15 protein-coding genes are annotated in these 17,071 nt (G+C 69.0%); 2 read left to right on the top strand and 13 right to left on the bottom strand.

The genetic code is table 11. The features are described from left to right. Positions 1 to 127: 127 nt before the first annotated feature. Positions 128 to 2,425, bottom strand: coding sequence for a TonB-dependent receptor domain-containing protein (locus ACQY68_RS00485; RefSeq protein ID WP_428151054.1), 2,298 nt, complete (start codon positions 2,423 to 2,425; stop codon positions 128 to 130). Positions 2,426 to 2,633: 208 nt separating this feature from the next. Between ACQY68_RS00485 and ACQY68_RS00480 the strand changes: the two genes are divergently transcribed. Continuing rightward, positions 2,634 to 4,247: a serine hydrolase gene (locus tag ACQY68_RS00480; RefSeq protein WP_428151053.1), complete on the top strand. Its 1,614-nt coding sequence runs from the start codon at positions 2,634 to 2,636 to the stop codon at positions 4,245 to 4,247. Here the strand turns inward: ACQY68_RS00480 and ACQY68_RS00475 are convergent. From ACQY68_RS00475 to ACQY68_RS00420, 12 genes are all read right to left on the bottom strand, one after another. Beyond that, positions 4,244 to 4,822, bottom strand: coding sequence for an OmpA family protein (locus ACQY68_RS00475; RefSeq protein WP_428151052.1), 579 nt, complete (start codon positions 4,820 to 4,822; stop codon positions 4,244 to 4,246). The two genes, ACQY68_RS00480 and ACQY68_RS00475, sit on opposite strands and share 4 nt — an antisense overlap. Then, positions 4,822 to 5,367, bottom strand: a complete 546-nt coding sequence (locus tag ACQY68_RS00470) for a hypothetical protein (RefSeq protein WP_428151051.1) — start codon at positions 5,365 to 5,367, stop codon at positions 4,822 to 4,824. The genes ACQY68_RS00475 and ACQY68_RS00470 overlap by 1 nt, the downstream gene beginning before the upstream one ends. A gap of 59 nt (positions 5,368 to 5,426) precedes the next feature. After that, the gene (locus ACQY68_RS00465) at positions 5,427 to 6,623 is read right to left on the bottom strand and encodes an FAD-dependent oxidoreductase (protein ID WP_428151050.1); all 1,197 of its coding nucleotides are present in this window, start codon (positions 6,621 to 6,623) and stop codon (positions 5,427 to 5,429) included. Next, entirely contained in the window at positions 6,624 to 7,259 is a 636-nt protein-coding gene (locus tag ACQY68_RS00460; RefSeq protein ID WP_428151049.1) for a DUF4893 domain-containing protein, read from the bottom strand. It lies immediately after the preceding gene. A 36-nt stretch (positions 7,260 to 7,295) separates the two neighbouring features. Then, the gene (locus tag ACQY68_RS00455; RefSeq protein WP_428151048.1) at positions 7,296 to 7,682 is read right to left on the bottom strand and encodes a Tat pathway signal protein; all 387 of its coding nucleotides are present in this window, start codon (positions 7,680 to 7,682) and stop codon (positions 7,296 to 7,298) included. Positions 7,683 to 7,717: 35 nt separating this feature from the next. Then, positions 7,718 to 8,710, bottom strand: a complete 993-nt coding sequence (gene bioB, locus ACQY68_RS00450; protein ID WP_428151047.1) for a biotin synthase BioB — start codon at positions 8,708 to 8,710, stop codon at positions 7,718 to 7,720. 40 nt (positions 8,711 to 8,750) lie between these two features. Next, positions 8,751 to 9,689: an aspartyl protease family protein gene (locus ACQY68_RS00445; protein ID WP_428151046.1), complete on the bottom strand. Its 939-nt coding sequence runs from the start codon at positions 9,687 to 9,689 to the stop codon at positions 8,751 to 8,753. After that, positions 9,673 to 11,010 (bottom strand): amidohydrolase family protein, encoded by a 1,338-nt coding sequence (locus tag ACQY68_RS00440; protein ID WP_428151045.1) that lies wholly within the window; start codon positions 11,008 to 11,010, stop codon positions 9,673 to 9,675. The genes ACQY68_RS00445 and ACQY68_RS00440 overlap by 17 nt, the downstream gene beginning before the upstream one ends. Before the next feature lie 64 nt (positions 11,011 to 11,074). Next, positions 11,075 to 11,353, bottom strand: coding sequence for a hypothetical protein (locus tag ACQY68_RS00435; RefSeq protein ID WP_428151044.1), 279 nt, complete (start codon positions 11,351 to 11,353; stop codon positions 11,075 to 11,077). Then, positions 11,325 to 11,528 (bottom strand): hypothetical protein, encoded by a 204-nt coding sequence (locus tag ACQY68_RS00430; protein ID WP_428151043.1) that lies wholly within the window; start codon positions 11,526 to 11,528, stop codon positions 11,325 to 11,327. The genes ACQY68_RS00435 and ACQY68_RS00430 overlap by 29 nt, the downstream gene beginning before the upstream one ends. A 33-nt stretch (positions 11,529 to 11,561) precedes the next feature. Next, complete coding sequence (gene argJ / locus ACQY68_RS00425) at positions 11,562 to 12,959, bottom strand: bifunctional glutamate N-acetyltransferase/amino-acid acetyltransferase ArgJ (RefSeq protein WP_428151041.1); 1,398 nt, start codon at positions 12,957 to 12,959, stop codon at positions 11,562 to 11,564. Next, the gene (locus ACQY68_RS00420) at positions 12,956 to 13,948 is read right to left on the bottom strand and encodes a peptidylprolyl isomerase (RefSeq protein ID WP_428151040.1); all 993 of its coding nucleotides are present in this window, start codon (positions 13,946 to 13,948) and stop codon (positions 12,956 to 12,958) included. The genes argJ and ACQY68_RS00420 overlap by 4 nt, the downstream gene beginning before the upstream one ends. A gap of 231 nt (positions 13,949 to 14,179) precedes the next feature. On the opposite strand from ACQY68_RS00420, the gene secA reads away from it, so the two are divergent. Continuing rightward, a complete protein-coding gene (gene secA / locus ACQY68_RS00415) occupies positions 14,180 to 17,035 on the top strand; it encodes a preprotein translocase subunit SecA (RefSeq protein ID WP_428151039.1) in 2,856 nt (951 codons plus the stop codon). Positions 17,036 to 17,071 lie beyond the last annotated feature (36 nt).

Below are 17,071 nucleotides of genomic sequence, written 5' to 3'. Positions count from 1 at the left end.
CTGTAGCAAGCAACGCGCCGTCCGGTTGCCGTTGATCTGGGTGTGACCTGCGGACCCCACAAGGGCCGACACGAAGACGCCCGCCGCAGGGGCTGCGACGGGCGTCGGGAGGACCGGGCGACGCCCGTCAGCCGCCGGGGCCGCCGCTCGAGAAGTCGAACTGGGGCTCCTGACGGCGCGGGCCGCTGCCCAGTGTCCAGGTCAGGCCGATGTAGAAGGCGCGCAGGCTGATGTCCTGCTCTGACCGCTCGCGGAACAGAGGGGTGTCGTAGGTGGTCGCGCCATTGAAGGAGTTCAGGATGTCGCGGCCCGTGAACTGGAGCGACAGGGTGTCATTGAGCTTCCTTCGGTAGCCGAGGTTGACCATGCCGCCGCTCTCGCGCGTGCCCTGGGCCAGCAGCTGGTCGCCCTGCCAGAAGCCGGACAACTGGACGAAGTCCTTGTCGGTCGGCTGCCAGTTCAGGCTCAGGCGGCCGGAGACCAGTTCGCCCTCGCGATCGCGCGCGCCCGGGATGCCGGCGGCGTCGATCTGCTGGCGGAAGGCGTTGACGCTGGCGTTGTAGCGCAGGGTCGGATGCAGGCGGCCGCTGGCGGTCAGCTCCACACCCAGGTCGCGGCGGGCGCCGAGGTTCTCGGGCCGGGTCAGCAGGACGCCGCCGCCGATGTCGGTCGCCACGTCGGTGAAGGCGCCCGTCGTGTCGCGATAGTAGCCGGTGACCTGGTAGAAGCTCTGGCCCTGACGCATCTGCCACATGGCTTCGAAGGCGTCGGTCTCCTGCGGCTCCAGATCCGGATTGCCCGAGCTGACGCTGAACTGGTTTCCGTAGGCGACGAAGGGGTTGAGCTGGGTCGGCGAGGGCCGCTGGATGCGGCGCGAATAGCTGGCGCGCAGGGTCTGGGTTTCGCTGAGCTTGTACTGGATGTGGCCGGTCGGATAGGCGCGGAAATAGTCCTGGGAGGCGCGGACGCCGTTGGTGACGTCCTCGACGTCGATGCCGGCCTGTTCCAGACGCAGTCCGAACTGGGCCGACAGCTTGTCGCCGAACGGGCGTTCGTAGGTGGCGTAGACCGCGTGGACCGTCTGTTCGGCCTCGAACCGGTTGGTCAGGTTGGGCACCAGGACGACGCCGGCGGCGGACGGGCCGCGCCGGACGATGGTGTCCTGATCCGGGCGCTGGATGTTCAGCTCGTAGCCGAGACGCAGCTTTGAGCCGTCGTCCATGGGCCGGGTGTAGGCGCTGGTGACCCCGATCGTCTCCTGGGCGTTCAGCCATTGCTGCTGCTCGAAGAAGGTCGCTGCGGCAGGGACGGTGGAGGCGTTGGCGACCAGCGAGGTGCTGCCGCCGTCGTTGTGATCGTAGCGCAGCTCGTTCGACCATTCGTGGCCCGATGTGTCGAACTGGTGCAGGACGCGGGCGGTCGCGCCCCAGGCCTCGGAGGTGAAGCCGCTGGTCCCGTTGCGGGTGAAGGCGTTGGTGATCGCGCCAGAGGCGTTGCGAACCTCGAACGCGCCGAGACCGTCGCCGCCGACGTCGAAGCTGCTGCCGCGCAGCTCGCCGGTCAGCATGGTCTTGTCGGTCAGGCGATACTCGACCGCGATCCGGCCGAAGACCGCGTCCTGATCGGATCCGCTCTCCTGGGTGGAGGCGTTGGTCGAGGTCACGGCGCCGGTCACCGGATCAAGCTGCTCGCGCAGGCGCTGGAAGGCGAAGGTGTTCTGGTCGTAACGATAGCTGGCGTCGCCGGTGAGGGTGAGGCGATCGCGCTGCCAGGTTCCGCCCGCGCCGACGTTCCAGCGTCCGTTGTCGCCGGCGTTGATCCGGACGGAGGCGGTGCGCGTCACCGTGGCGGGCGCGCCGGGCTGGCCTGCCGCCGCGGTCGGGGTCGGCTTGGTGATCAGGTTGATGACGCCGCCCGACCCCTCGGGGCTGTAGGCGGCGGACGGGTTGGTCATGACCTCGATGCGGGCATAGCGGTCCGCCGGCAGTTGCAGGATGACGTCGCCCCGGTTCCCGCCCGACAGGATGGCCGAGGGGCGGCCGTCGACGAGGATGGTGACATTGCCGTCGCCGCGCAGGGAGACATTGCCCTGGGGGTCGACATCGACCGAGGGCACGTTGCGCAGAGCGTCGGCGAGCGTGCCGGTCGTGGCCTGGAGGTCGTCGGCCAGGCTGTAGCTGATGGAATCGATCGAGGTGCGGATGTCGTTGCGGCGCGCGGTGACGGTGACGTCGCCGACCGAGGAGGCCTCTTCCTCCGTGTCGTCCTGCGTCTCCGTCGGGGCGGGCGTGGTCGGCGGCGTTGAGGGCGCGGGCGGGGTGGGTCGGGTCGGAGCCGGGGTCTGGGGCGCGGTCTGGGCCGAGGCCGCGCCGGCGACCGCCGTGAAGGCCACGCCGACGAGAAGAAGACGCTTGAACTGGATCACGCCGGAGGCTCCGAAGGGGGGCGCGGCGAGGGAAATCCGGCCGTCAAGGACACTTGACTAACAGCCGAGCTTGGCAACCCAAAGTTACATCGAATTCACGTTCATGGCGGGAGTGGGTCGAGCCTGCATCGCGTGACGGGTCAAGGCCGCCGCTGGCCTCCGACACGGCCGCGCGCTAGCGTCGCAGGAGTCCTTCCGGAGACCGTCCATGTCGCTTCGCCTGACCCGTCGTTCCGCCCTGTTCGCCTCGGCCGGGGCCGCCGCTGTTCCCTCCGTCGGATGGAGCCAGACCGCGGCCAATGACGACGCCGGGCTGGCCGAGGCGATCGATGCCTATGTCAAGGCGGCGATGGCGGCCTGGCCCGATCAGCCGGCGCTGGGCGTGGCGGTGGTCAAGGACGGGGAGACGGTCCTGGCGCGCGGATACGGCGTCAGGGAGATGGGCAAGCCGGGTCGGGCCGACGAACACACCCTGTTCGCCATCGCCTCCAACTCCAAGAACGTCACCGCCGCCTGCCTGGCCATGCTGGTCGACGAGGGCAAGGTGAAGTGGGACGAGCCGGTGAAGACCTATCTGCCCGGCTTCACCCTGTCGGATCCCTATATTGGGGAGCACATCACGGTGCGCGATACGCTGAGCCACCGGGCGGGCTTCGGCCTCGGCGCCGGGGACCTGCTGTTCTGGCCGAACTCGAACCGGACGCGGGCGGACGTGCTGGCCCAGGTTCCGTTCGTGCCGATCGGCGACGGCCTCCGCGCCAACTACCACTACTGCAATCTGATGTTCGTGGTGGCCGGGGCGATCCTGGAGGCCGTGTCCGGGATGACGTGGGAAGACTTCGTCCAGACGCGGGTGTTCGACCCGCTGGGCATGAGCGACACCGTGCCGATGGCCAGTCTGGCGGATCCGGCCAAGTCCGCCCTGCCGCATGCGCGGGTCGGACCGCCGCTGCGGTATCAGGGGCCGATGACGAAGATCTCCGACAGTATCGTCGGCATCTGGGATTGGGATTCCGCCGCAGCCGCGGGGGGCATCTGCGCCTCGCCCGCCGATTGGGCCAAATGGATGATCCTGCGGCTCAACATGGGGGCGCTGCCTTCGGGTGAGCGGCTGTTCACCGAGGCGCGGGCGACGGAGATGTGGCGGCCCAACATCATCATCTCCGGCACGCCGGGGCCGACGGCGGAGCTGCCGGGCCGTGCCATCGCCTCGACCTATGCGATGGGTCATCAGGTGCAGGACTATCGCGGCGAGCGGATCGTCAGCCATGGCGGCGGGTCGCCCGGCGGCAACTCGTTCACCGTCATGATCCCGGGCCGCAAGGCGGGGGTGTCGGTGTTTTCGAACGCCGAGGAGAATTTCCTGCTGCGGACCCTGCGCAGCGGTCTGGTCGACATCATCATGGGCAAACAGGGCTTTGACTGGGTCGCGGATTCGAAAACGCTGGAGGCGAAGGGCAACGAGGAATCGCTGAAGGCCGCCGCCGAGATCGACGCGAAACAGGCCGTCGGCGCACCGCCGTCCGTGCCCCTGTCGGCCTTCGTGGGGACGTGGCGCGATCCTTGGTACGGCGACATCATCATCGAGGCGCGCGACGTGACCCTGTGGCTGAGGTTCACCCACAATGCGGCGCTGCAGGGCGAGCTGGAGCCCTATGACGGCGACACATTGCGCACCCGCTTCCCCGACAAACGCGAGGAGGACGCCTTCGTCACCTTCGAGATCGAAGACGGCAAGCCCGTGCGTGCGACGGTCAAGGGCGTCAGCCCGGACATCGACTTCAGTTACGACTATCAGGACCTGAGGCTGACGAAGGTCTAGGCCTTCGGGATGGTGATCGTCACGCGACGGTTCATCGCCCGGCCTTCAGGGTAGTCGTTGCCCTCCGTGCCCGCGTTCGGGGCGACGGGATCGGCCTCTCCGCGGCCCTCGGCGACGAGGCGGGAAGCGTCGATGCCGCCGGTCGTACCCAGCCAGGCGACGACGGAGGCGGCGCGGCGCTGCGACAGGGCGAGATTGTAGCCGTCCTCGCCGTGGGAGTCGGTGTAGCCGACGACCCGCACCGGGCCGGGACCGCCTTGGCGGATCAGGTCGGCGGCGCGTTGCAGCTGGGCCGGGGCTTGGGGCGACAGGTCGGACTTGTCGAAGGCGAACAGGACGTCGGCGGCCAGTTCGACGACGGTGGTCCTGGCCGTCTCGCTGACGCGGAAGGCGGTGATCTCGCCCGACAGACTGGAGACCTCGCCGATCAGGCCGCCGCCGGGTCTGGTCGGGTCGGCAGCCGGGTTCTCCGACGAAGGTGCGGCTGAGACCTGGGCAGGGGCGGACGCCTCCGGCTCGGGGCTCGAGCAGGCTGCGAGGGCCGTCAGAAGGCCGGCGGCGACGACGGCGCGCATCAGCGGGTCACCGGGACCCCGTCGAACGGGCCGACGCCGGGGATGTTGATCGACACGGTTTGCGAAGTCGCCGGCGGGGCGGGGAATTTGAACCAGACCACCTCGCTGCCGCCGCCCTGGCTCACGCCGAAACTGACGAAGTTGCTGGTGGCGTCTTGGAGCGGCGAGGCCTGCCAGCGGCCCGTCGCGTCGCGGAGCACGCCGTAGCGTTGGGCCGTCGTGTCATCGATGACGCTGACCTCCTCGACGCTGAACCGCATTCCGGCGCCGCTCGTCCCGGGGTTGGTGAAGGTGGTCTGCACGGTCAGGACGTCGCCCGTGACCTGAACCCGGTTCAGGGCGACCTGAACGCCGTCGGCGGCGGGCTGGGTCTGGATCGCGGCCGTGGTCGGGGCGGGGGCCGCGGGCGCGGTCGTCGTCGGAGACACCCGCTCGACGGTCGAGGCCGTCGTGTCGGCGGGGACGTCGGTCTCGGTCTTCGGCTGGCCGCAGGCGGCGAGGGCGAGGGTCGAGACGGCGGCGATCAGGGGGATGCGGACGATCATGGGGGCTCTCCAGCGCATGGCGTTCGTCGACTAAGCGTCAGCGAGGCGGCGGAGGTTCCCTATCGGCGCGGATCCAGCAGCACGCCCGATACGGTCGCGGCGAGGATGCGGGCGGCGAACGGCAGGCGCGCAAGCTTGCCCAGCACGTGGTCGCGGACCCAGGGCAGGGCCTGACCGTCGGCCTGATAGAAGGGGGTGAAGCCCATCGACAGGGCCTGATACAGGCGCACATGCCAGCGGCGGATGCGGGCGTAGGCGGTCAGGGCCTCGTCCAGTTCGGCGTGGGTCGCCAGCGCCTCGGCGAGGGTCAGGGCGTCAAGCAGGCCCATGTTCACCCCCTGACCCAGTTGCGGACTGGTCGAATGGGCCGCGTCGCCGACGACGGCGAGCCGGTCGGCCACCGGCAGGGGCAATGTGTGGTGGCCGTACCTCGCCAGGGTCAGGGCCTCGGGATCGGGGATGGTCTCCAGCAGGCCGGCGACCTGGGGCCAGAGGCTGCGCACCTCGGCCTTCCAGCGCTCCATCCCGGCGCGCAGCCAGTAGTCGTGATCGGCGGGTTTCAGACTCCAGAAGAAGGTGGCGAGCCGGTCGGGACTGTCGGGACGGGCGCCGACGGGCAGGACGCCAATCATGCGCGAGGCGCCGCGATAGACCTGTTCCAGCGCCGTGGCGTCGAACGGGTCTCCGGGCCACGGGACGGTGGCCCACAGGGCGCCCCATTCGAGTTCGTGCCGACGGCCGCCCTGTTTCGTCAGCAGGTCGCGGGCGATGGCGGAGCGAGCGCCCGAGGCGTCGACGATCAGGTCGAAGGCGGGGCCGGTCGCGCCGGTCGCATCGGTCAGGCGGTTGTCGGCGGCGGAGGCGATCTCGCGGCGGGTCTCGAAGGTCACGCCCTCGGCGAGGCAGGCGTCGTACAGGACCTGAAAGATGGAGGCGCGGTGGACGCCGAGCGCATTGACGCCGTCGGGGCGGGGCGACTTCAGGTCCGAGTATCTGACATCGAGGACGACGCGGCGACGGCGCGCCTCCCGACCGAAGATGTGTTCGAGCGGCTGGCCGAGGGCGGCGACCTTCCCGGTCAGGCCGAGGTGATCCAGCACATGCAGTCCGGTCGGCTGGAGCATGAAGCCGGCGCCGATCGGCTTGGGTTCGTCGAACCTTTCATGGACGACCACGCGACGCCCCTGACGCGCCAGCATCAGGGCGAGGGCCAGACCGGTCGGACCGGCGCCGACGACGGCGACCGACTTCGGCATTCAGGCAGGGACCAGTTCGATCAGGTCGAGGTTGGACTCGTTCTGGGGCCAGGGAATGACGAGGCGCCAGCGGGCGTCGCCGATCCGCTCCAGCACGGCGACGATGTCGCGGTCGGGGCGCTGGCCGTAGGAGTTGGCGGGCGCCTCGGCGGCGAGGGCGACGGAGCCCAGCATGACCATCTGGCGGCCGTCCTCGGGGAAGAGCAGGCCCGAGGGGCGCTGGGACCCGGTGGTCTTGGAGAATTTCAGGCCGCGCGGCGTCTGTTCGATGCGGCACTGGAACCAGTCGTAGACGACGAAGCCGAGGCCGGTCTCGCCGCCCTGTGAGCCCAGCTTGACCGTGCGGCAACGGTAGTTTCCGGGCGGGGGTGCGACGGTGTTTCGCGCCGCGTCGCGCTCGATCAGGTCGCCGAGGGAGCGGAGGTCGCCCGAGCCGGGCTGACGCCGCGCCTGCTCCAGCGCCAGCCGCCACGCGGCGTCACGGCGAACGTAGCGGTCGCGGTCGGTGGCGGTGATGATGCTGCGCCAATCCCGCAGCTCCGTCGTGCCAGGCCCGGACGGCGGTGGCGGAGGGGGCGGCGGCGTGCTGGCGCAGGCCGCCAGCAGCAGAAGGGTCGAAAGGGCGAGGATGCGCATGGCCGCAAGGGGCCTGACCCGCCGTCCGTCGTCAAGCTAGACGATCATCACCGTGCCGATCAGCAGGCGGGCTCCGCGCTGGCCGAGGATGATGTTGGTCGCCGATTGGAGCTGGGCGGCCAGGCGTTCCACGTTGGGCACGCCGCCGGGCAGCAGGGTGTTGGCCTCGCGCTGGACGAGGATGTTGAACACCGCCCGCATTCGGGGCTGCGACTGTTCGGCGCGGAGCTTCAGGGCGGCGTCGGGGGCGTCGACCCCGGTCTCGACCGTCATCACGCCGCGGCGGCCGTCGGCACGGATCGTGGTGGCCGTGATCGTGGGATAGCGGACGTACCCTCCGGACGATCCGCCTCCGCCGCCCGACGCGAGGGCGGGCGTGGCGGCGAGCGCGAGCGGGGCGAAGAGAAGGGCGCGACGTTTCATGCGGCCCTTGTGGCACGGGGTCGCTTAAGGTCGGGTTACGCCGCCGCCTCGACGCGCGCGGGCTCCATCGGCCTCAGGTCCAGCAGGGCGAACAGTTTCGCGTCCTCATCCTGTTCCGGGTTCGGCGTCGTCAGCAGCTTGCCGCCGACGAAGATGGAGTTGGCGCCGGCGAGGAAGCACAGCGCCTGCATCTCCGGGCTCATGGTCTCGCGACCGGCCGACAGGCGGACCATGGCGCGGGGGCAGACGAGGCGGGCGACGGCGACGGTGCGGACGAACTCGATCGGATCGATCTCGCCGGTCTTCAGGACGCGCTCGCCCAGCGGCGTGCCGGTGACGGGAACCAGCGCGTTGACCGGCAGGCTGTCGGGATGGACAGGCAGGGTGGCCAAGGCGTGCAGCAGGCCGGCGCGGTCGCGCCGGCTCTCGCCCATGCCGACGATGCCGCCGCAGCAGGTCGACATGCCGGCGTCGCGGACGTGTTCGAGCGTGTCGAGCCGGTCCTTCCAGGTCCGGGTCGTGACGACCTCGGCGTAATACTCGGGCGAAGTGTCGAGGTTGTGGTTGTAGTAGTCGAGCCCGGCGGCCTTGAGCTGTTTCGCCTGATCGGCGGTGAGCATGCCGAGCGTGGCGCAGGTCTCCAGACCCAGGGCCTTCACGCCCGAGATCATGGCGGCGAGTTTGGGCGTGTCGCGGTCCTTCAGCTCGCGCCAGGCGGCGCCCATGCAGAAGCGCGAGGCGCCCCCGGCCTTCGCGGCCATGGCCTCGGCGAGGACGGCGGTCGTGTCCATCAGCTTCTCGGCCTTCAGGCCCGTGTCGAAGCTGGCCGACTGGGAGCAGTAGCCGCAGTTCTCGGAGCAGCCGCCGGTCTTGATCGACAGCAGCTGGGACTTCTGCACTTCGCTGGGGTCGAATGACGCCCGGTGCACCGTGGCGGCGTCATAGACCAGCTCCATGAACGGGCGCGCAAACACGGCCTCGACTTCAGCGAGGGTCCAGTCGTGGCGTGGCAGGGACAGGTCGGTCATGGGCGGGTGGTGGCCCAGTCGGCGACCGGACGCAAGGGCGTCAGATCTCCAGAATCAGTTCCCCGCGCTTGAGATCGATGATCACCGTCTCGAACAGCCCCAGCACGTCGGTGCCCAGAAGCGCGGCCGGGCGGTCGGACAGGCCCCAGAGGTCGAAGGTGTGGAAGTCGCCGACGAGGACGGGGACATACTCCAGGCCGATGCCCGCGAAATGCAGGTTGCGCAGCTGCATCGGGCGGGCCTCGACGCTCAGTCCCGTGGGAGAGGAGAGCGTCCGGCTGGTCGAGCCGTCGTCGAGGACGAGCGGCGAGGCGCGCGCCGCCCGGGCGAAGGCGGTGTTGATGAGGGTGACCTCGGCGCCCGTGTCGATGATCGCCTTGGCCTGGGCCGTGCGGGACCGGGCGTCGATCATCAGGAGACCGTTGAGCCGCTCCTCGGCCGGGGTCTGGAAGCGGGCGGTCGGGCGACGCGGATCGAGGATGCTGTCGCCGACGCGGCGCGAACGGCTGATCGCGGCCAGGGCGACGCCCCGGAAGTTGAGCAGCAGCCGGTGCTCGGCCAGAAGGTCTCGCCCGATCAGGCCGTCGGCGCCGATGAGGCCGGAACGGGGCGCGAGGGCGAACCGGACCGTGTCGGCGTTCAGATCGCCGGAGCGGACATTGCGCGTGCGGACCGTCCCGACGACCTCGCGGGCGATCAGGGTGTGCATCCCGACCGGTCCGGCGGAGGGCAGAGCCAGTCGCACCGCGAGGTCGTCGGCGATCACCGAGGCGTTGGCCGCGCTGTCGACGGCGAAGTCGAACGGGCCCTGGCCGTCGATGAAGACCGGTATCGACAGCCGACCGCCGCGCAGGCGCCCGGCGCTCTCCACGGCCGGCGCGTCCTGCGCCTGCACGAGACCGGGGAGAAGGAGGGCGGGGGCGGCGGCGAGGACGGCGCGGCGGGGGAGCGTCGCGCTGTTCCTAGAGGCTCTCGTCATGGCGGTAGATCCGGCCGTCGCGCATCACGAAGCCGACGGACTTCAGCACGGTCACGTCGGCCAGGGGATCGCCTTCCACCGCGATCAGGTCGGCGCGCTTGCCGGGCTCCAGCGAACCGACCTCGGTCGACAGACCCAGCAGATCGGCGGCGTTGACGGTGGCGGCCTGGATCGCGGCCATCGGGGTCATGCCGTACTGGACCATCAGTTCGAACTCGTCGGCGTTGCGGCCGTGCAGCGAGACGCCCGCGTCGGTCCCGAAGGCGATGCGGACGCCCGCCGGGTAAGCCGCCTGAAGCGAGCGGCCGGTGATCTCGATCCGCCACAGGATCTTGGGCAGGACCTCGGGCGGATAGGCGTTGGGATCGGCGGCGAGGCGGGCGCGATAGCCGTTCACGGTCGACAGGGTCGGGACGTAGTAGGCGCCGCTTTCGCGGAACAGGCGGATGGTGTCCTCGTCGAAGAGGGTGCCGTGCTCGATGGAATCCGCGCCGAGGCGGAGCGCCAGGTCGATGCCGTCGGCGCCGTGGGCGTGGACGGCGACCTTCTTGCCGTAGAGGTGCGCCGTCTCGATCAGGGCGCGGGCCTCGTCCTCGAACATCTGGGCGCCCAGCCCCGCGCTGATGCGGCTGTTGACCCCGGCGGTGGTGGCGATCTTGATGACGTCGGCGCCGCGTCCGATCTGGATCCGCACGGCCTCGCGGCAGCTTTCGACGCCGTTACAGACGTTCTCCGGATCGCCCATCATCTCGCGCACGTCATCGGCGAGGCTGAGACGGCCGTCCATATGGCCCGAGGTGGTCGAGATGGAGTTGGCGGCGTCGATGATGCGCGGTCCTGCGATCTCGTGCCGCGCGGTGGCGTCGCGAAGGGCCAGGGTCACGCCGTGGGCGTCGCCGAGATTCCGCACCGTGGTGAAGCCCGCCATCAGGGTGTCGCGCGCGTTGCCGGCGGCCTCATAGGCGCGGGCGGGCAGGCTGTCGGTGAAGTTGGCCAGCAGGCCTGCCTGACCGGCGCGGTCGCTGGTCAGGTGCACATGGCTGTCGATCAGGCCGGGCAGGACGAACCGGTCGCGCAGATCGACGACGGTCGCGCCGGGAAACGCCTCGACGCCGACGAAGCCGTCCTGAACCGCCTCCACCTTGCCGTCGCGGATGACGACGGTCGAGGCGCCGCGCATCGCCTGTCCCGGACGATCCAGCAAATGGCCGGCCTGGACCAGGGTGACGGCGCCGGCGGCAGGGGTGGTCGTCCCGTCCTGGGCCGCCGCGACAGTTCCGGTCAGCAGGGCGAAAATGGCCCCCGCGATCACAGCCTTCATGAACTCACTCCCCGTTTTGCGGGAGTGTAGACATGACGAGGCGACGAGGGGAATGGTCGGGGCGTCAGCCGACCTTGCGGCGAAGCGCCCAGGATGGTTCGTCAAGCTGCGTCGCCAGCGCCACTGCGATCAGGCTGTCGTCGCTCTGGCGTTGTTCCACGACGACGATGTCGCCGGGCTGGAAGATCCACGCTTCGTCTTCAGGAGCCGGATCCATCGCCAGCCTGTAAGTCGTTTCGCCGAGACGTTCGGCCATCACTGGCCGCCACACGGCCGTGCCTTCGTCCAGCATGCGGACGAAGACGGTCGCGAGGTCAGTAGATGAAGCCGTCGCCGCCGACATGGATCACGTCTCCAGAGACATCTTCGATCACGACTGATCGACCCGTCTCAGGGTGAATATAGCGCGTCGCCGCCCTTCCTGTCTCCTGATTGACCGCAGCGTGGCCTTCGCCGCGATCACGGGCCTCGACGATCTGCTCTGGCGTCCAGCCTCGGGCTGCCATCTGACGGGCCAATCTGTCCGGTGACTTGACCATCTCTCGCCGCGGTCAGCTCCGGTAGTCGCCGTTGATTTCGATGTATCCCTTTGTCAGATCGCAGGTCCACACAGTAGCCGAGGCCCGGCCCGAACCGACATCGACGCTGATGTCGATCTCGGACTTCTTCATATAGGCGCTCATCTTGGCCTCGTCGTAGGTCGGGGAGACCGCGCCCTCGACGGCGGCGACGTGGGGGCCGAAGCGGATGGCCAGGTGGTCGCGGTCGACGGGCTCCTCGGTCTTGCCGACGGCCATTACGACGCGGCCCCAGTTGGCGTCCTCGCCGGCGATGGCGGTCTTGACCAAGGGGCTGTCGGCGATCGACTTGGCCAGCTTGCGGGCGGAGGCGGGGCTGGAGGCGCCGTCCACCGTGATGCGGACGAATTTGGACGCGCCCTCGCCGTCGCGGACCAGCTGATGGGCGAGGTCGAGCATCACCTTGTCGAGCGCGGCCGAGAAGTCCTTCAGGCGACGGTCGCCGACGCGGCCGATGCGCGGGGCTCCCGATGCTCCCGTGGCGAACAGCAGACAGGTGTCGTTGGTCGAGGTGTCGCCGTCCACGGTGACGCTGTTGAACGTCGTGCGGACATGCAGGCCCAGAAGGGCGCGCAGGACGGTCGGATGAATGTTGGCGTCGGTGACGATGAAGCCGAGCATGGTCGCCATGTCCGGCGCGATCATGCCCGAGCCCTTGGCGATGCCGGCGATCCGGACCTTGAAGCCGTCGATCATGGCCTCGGCGAAGGATCCCTTGGGGAAGGTGTCCGTGGTCATGATGCCGCGACCGGCGGCGGCCCATTGTTCGGTCGGCGGAACGTCGGCATCGAGCTTCGTCTCGACCTCCTGCAATTTCGCGGAAATCTTGCGGTCGTCGAGCAGGACGCCGATCACCCCGGTGGAGGCCAGCATGACGTCGCGCTGGCGGCAGCCGAACCGCTTGGCGACCTCGGAGGCCGTGCGCCGCGCCGCATCGGCGCCCGCTTTTCCAGTGAAGGCGTTGGCGCAGCCGGCATTGACGACCAGGGCGCGGACATCGAGGCCGCCACCCGGCGCGTCGAGATGGCGGCGGCACCAGTCCACCGGGGCCGAGCCGACCTTGTGGCGGGTGAAGACGCCGGCGCAGGTCGTGCCGCGCGCGAAGCGGAAGACGGTCAGGTCGTCGCGCTGGTGCTTGTAGAAGCCGGCGCGGGCGGTGGTGATCTCCACGCCGCCGATCGGCGGAATGGCCGGGAAGGGCACGGCCAGGGGCGAGATCTTCAGGCCGGGTTTGCCGGGGGCGGCCGGCGCGGGCGTCGGGGTCTGGGGCTGGGTCGCACGCTTGATGGCCGAGGTCAGCGGGTCGAAGGCCTTCTCGATGGCGTGTTCGATGGCCTTGCCGGTCGAGCCGGATTTCTTGTCATTGCTCACTGGGCGGCGGCTTTCGCTGGCGTGGCGGCAGGGGCGGGCGTCGCGACCGGCGGCGCGGCCGGAGCCGGGGCCGTCGTGGTCGGCGCGGTCGGTGTGGGGCTGGGCGCAGGGGCGGCGGACGCCGGTTCCTGGGGCGCGCCGCCTTCGGCGGCCAGAAGCACGTCGACCCTGGCCTTGCCGCGCAGTTCCTCCAGCAACTGCCGCACGCCCTCGTAGGTCAGGTAGCGGACGATCTGGGGACGGGCCTGATCGAGCGTGGGCGGGCTTTCGCGACGACGATCCTCGACGCGCAGCACGGCCCAGCCGCCCTCGGTCTGGAACGGGCCGACCGTCGAACCGGCGGCGGCGTCGCGCAACGCATTGGCATAGGCCTGGGGCATGACGTCGGCGGTGGAATAGCCGAGGTCCCCACCGGAGAAGCGGGTCGCCTCGTCGATCGACCGCTCCTGGGCCACCGCCTCGAAACTGGCGCCCTGGCCCAGAATGCCGATGACGGCGTCGGCCTCTGGCTTCGTCCGCGACAGGATCAGGCGGACGCGGATCTCCTCGGACGTCCGGGCGAGCCGCAGCTGCTCCTGATACAGGGTCTGGACGGCCTGGTCGTTGATGCGGCCGTTGACCTCGTTCTCGACCAGCATGTCGCCGAGGATCCGCTCGCGGGTGGCCTGAAGCCGGCGCTGGGCCAGCGGTGAGTTGTCCAGACCCCGGCGCTCGGCCTCGGCGGCGAGGAGTTTCTGGTCGATGACCTCATCCAGCACCCGGCGGAACAGGTCCGAGGTGACGTCGAGCGGCTCGCCCTCGCCGACCAGACCCTGCGCCACGGCCTCGCGTTTGACGTCGGAGGCCCAGATGGTCTGGTCCTGAACCTCGGCCACGGCCCGGTCGCCCGGTTCCGGCGCGCGATCGTCGCCGCCGCCGCGCCCGCAGGCCGCAACGGTGAGGATCAGCGCGAGGCCGAGGAAAACCAGAGGGTTGCGCGAATGTCGCATCGGACGCTCCGTCCCGTTTGAAGGGGTCCAAACGCCGGGCCAAAAAGCCCCTCGCGTTGACAGGGGTATGGCCGGTGCTTAAGTCCCGCCTGCGCCCAAGTCGAGGGGTTTTCGTTTCGTTGCGCGGCGGGTTTCGCCGCCTCGCCCGGCAGCCTCTCTCGCGGCGTCTCATCGCCGCCCCTTACGGGCAATTCCAGAGCTCTAGACCGCTCGACCGCCACCGGATCGCCCATGCTCGGCTTCGCCAAGAAACTCTTCGGCTCTTCCAACGACCGCAAGGTCAAGGACTTCATGGGCCGGGTTCAGAAGATCAACGCTCTGGAGCCCAAATTCGCCGCCCTGTCGGATGACGAGCTGCGCATGATGACGCAGACCTTCAAGGATAGGGTCGCGGCCGGCGAGACGCTCGACCAGATCATGAACGAGGCCTTCGCCGTCGCGCGCGAGGCTTCCAAGCGCGTCCTGGGCCAGCGTCAGTACGACGTCCAGCTGACCGGCGGCATGATCCTGCACGACGGCGGCATCGCCGAGATGCGCACGGGTGAAGGCAAGACCCTGGTCGCCGTGGCGCCGGTGTATCTGAACGCGCTCGAGGGCAAGGGCGTCCACGTCATCACCGTGAACGACTATCTGGCCCGTCGCGACGCCGAATGGATGGGTCGCGTCTATCGCTTCCTGGGTCTGGAAGTGGGCGTCATCGTCAACGGCCTGTCGTCGGGCCAGCGTCAGGCCTCCTACGCCGCCGACATCACCTACGGCACCAACAACGAATTCGGCTTCGACTATCTGCGCGACAACCTGGTCTATGACCGGCGCGAGATGGTGCAGCGTCCGCACAACTTCGCCATCGTCGACGAGGTCGACTCCATCCTGATCGACGAGGCGCGCACGCCGCTGATCATTTCGGGCCCGACCGAGGACCGTTCGGACCTGTACAAGATCTGCGACGCCCTGATCAAAGAGCTGATCAAGGACACGTCCACCTTCGACCTCGACGAAAAGCAGCGCCAGGCCCTGCTGACCGAAGAAGGCTCCGAACAGGTCGAACAGCTGCTGGAAGCCGGCGGCCATTTCGCCGACGACACGACGGGCCTCTACGACGCCGCCAACATCAGCCTGGTGCACCACGTCAACCAGGCCCTGCGCGCCAACACCCTGTACCAGAAGGACAAGGACTACATCATCAAGGGCGGCGAGGTCGTCCTGATCGATGAGTTCACCGGTCGCATGATGACCGGACGCCGCCTGTCCGAAGGCCTCCACCAGGCCATCGAGGCCAAGGAGGACGTCAAGATCATGCCCGAGAACCAGACCCTGGCCTCGGTGACGATCCAGAACTATTTCCGCCTCTACGAGAAGCTGTCGGGCATGACCGGCACGGCCGCGACCGAGGCCCAGGAATTCCTCGACATCTACAAGATGGACGTCCTGGAGGTGCCGACCAACCGCCCGGTCCAGCGCATCGACTACGACGACGAGGTCTACCGGACCTACGCCGAGAAGAACCTGGCCATCGCCAAACAGATCGCCGACTGCCGCGAGCGCGGCCAGCCCATCCTGGTCGGCACCGTCTCGATCGAGAAGTCCGAACAGCTGTCGGCCCTGCTCGACACCTACGAGCACAAGGTCGAGGTGTCGCGGACCCTGAAGAAGGAATTCGTCGGCAAGGACAAGGAGGCCGCCAAGATCGGCGACGCGGCTTACGACATCGTCTGGGAGACGAAGTTCAAGGGCATCCCGCACAACGTCCTGAACGCCCGCCAGCACGAGCAGGAAGCCTTCATCGTCGCCGACGCCGGTTTGCCGGGCGCGGTGACCATCGCCACCAATATGGCCGGCCGCGGCACCGACATCCAGCTGGGCGGCAACCTGGAAATGCGGCTGGAGAAATACCGTCTCGACCAGCGCAACCTGGCCGTAGAGGTCACGCCGGAGATGCTGGCGGCCGAAGAGGCGCGCCTGAAGGCCGATATCGCGGTCCAGAAGAAGATCGCCCTCGATGCCGGCGGCCTGTTCGTTCTCGGCACCGAGCGTCACGAAAGCCGCCGGATCGACAACCAGCTGCGCGGCCGGACCGGCCGTCAGGGCGACCCGGGCACGTCGAAATTCTACCTGTCCTGCGAAGACGACCTGCTGCGCATCTTCGCCGGCGACCGTCTGGACTCGATCATGCGCTCGTTCGGCGTGGCCGAGGGAGAGGCGATCTCGCACCCGTGGCTGAACCGCGCCGTCGAGACCGCCCAGAAGCGCGTCGAGACCCGCAACTACGACATCCGCAAGAACCTGCTGAAGTACGACGACGTCGTGAACGACCAGCGCAAGGCCGTGTTCGAACAGCGCCAGGAGTTCATGGACTCCGAGGACCTGTCCGAACTGGTCGGTGAGTTCCGCCGCGACGTGGTCACCGACCTGGTCGACCGCTTCATGCCGCCAAAGGCCTATGCCGAACAGTGGGACATCGACGGCCTCGACGAGAAGGTGAAGTCGACGCTCGGCCTTGAGCTGCCGCTGCACGACTGGGCCGCCGAGGAAGGCGTGTCGAACGAGGAGGTCGAGGAGCGCATCCAGGCCGCCGCCGACGCCCGGGCCGCCGACCGCCTGGAACAGCTGGGCGAGACCCAGACCCGGGGACTGGAGAAGCAGTTCCTGATGCAGATGATCGACATGCAGTGGCGCGAGCACCTGGTGCACCTGGACCACCTGCGCGGTGTCATCGGTCTGCGCGGCTACGGCCAGCGCGATCCGCTGAACGAGTACAAGACCGAGGCCTTCTCGCTGTTCGAGACCCTGCTGCACGAGCTGCGCCACAATGTGACGCGCTGGCTGATGACGGTGGAGTTCCGTTTCGAGGCTCCGCCGCCGATGGAAATGCCCGAGTTCCAGGAAATCCACCTGAACCCCGGCACCGGCGTCAACGAGATGGCCGATCCGTCGTCCCAGAACCCCGAGGGCCAGATGACCGGCGACGCCCGTTCGCGCCTGCCCGTCGAACTGCTGCCGGCCGGCTGGGAGCGCACGCCCCGCAACGCCGACTGCCCCTGCCATTCGGGCCGCAAATTCAAGCACTGCCACGGGGCGCTGATTTGATAGCGACCCTGTGGTAGTCTTCGCCTGACGAGGATC

The sequence above is a fragment of the Brevundimonas sp. genome, from assembly GCF_965278935.1.
Lineage (GTDB): Bacteria > Pseudomonadota > Alphaproteobacteria > Caulobacterales > Caulobacteraceae > Brevundimonas.
Note: the sequence above shows the minus strand (reverse complement) of the source record. Positions and strands in the feature narration are given on the sequence as shown.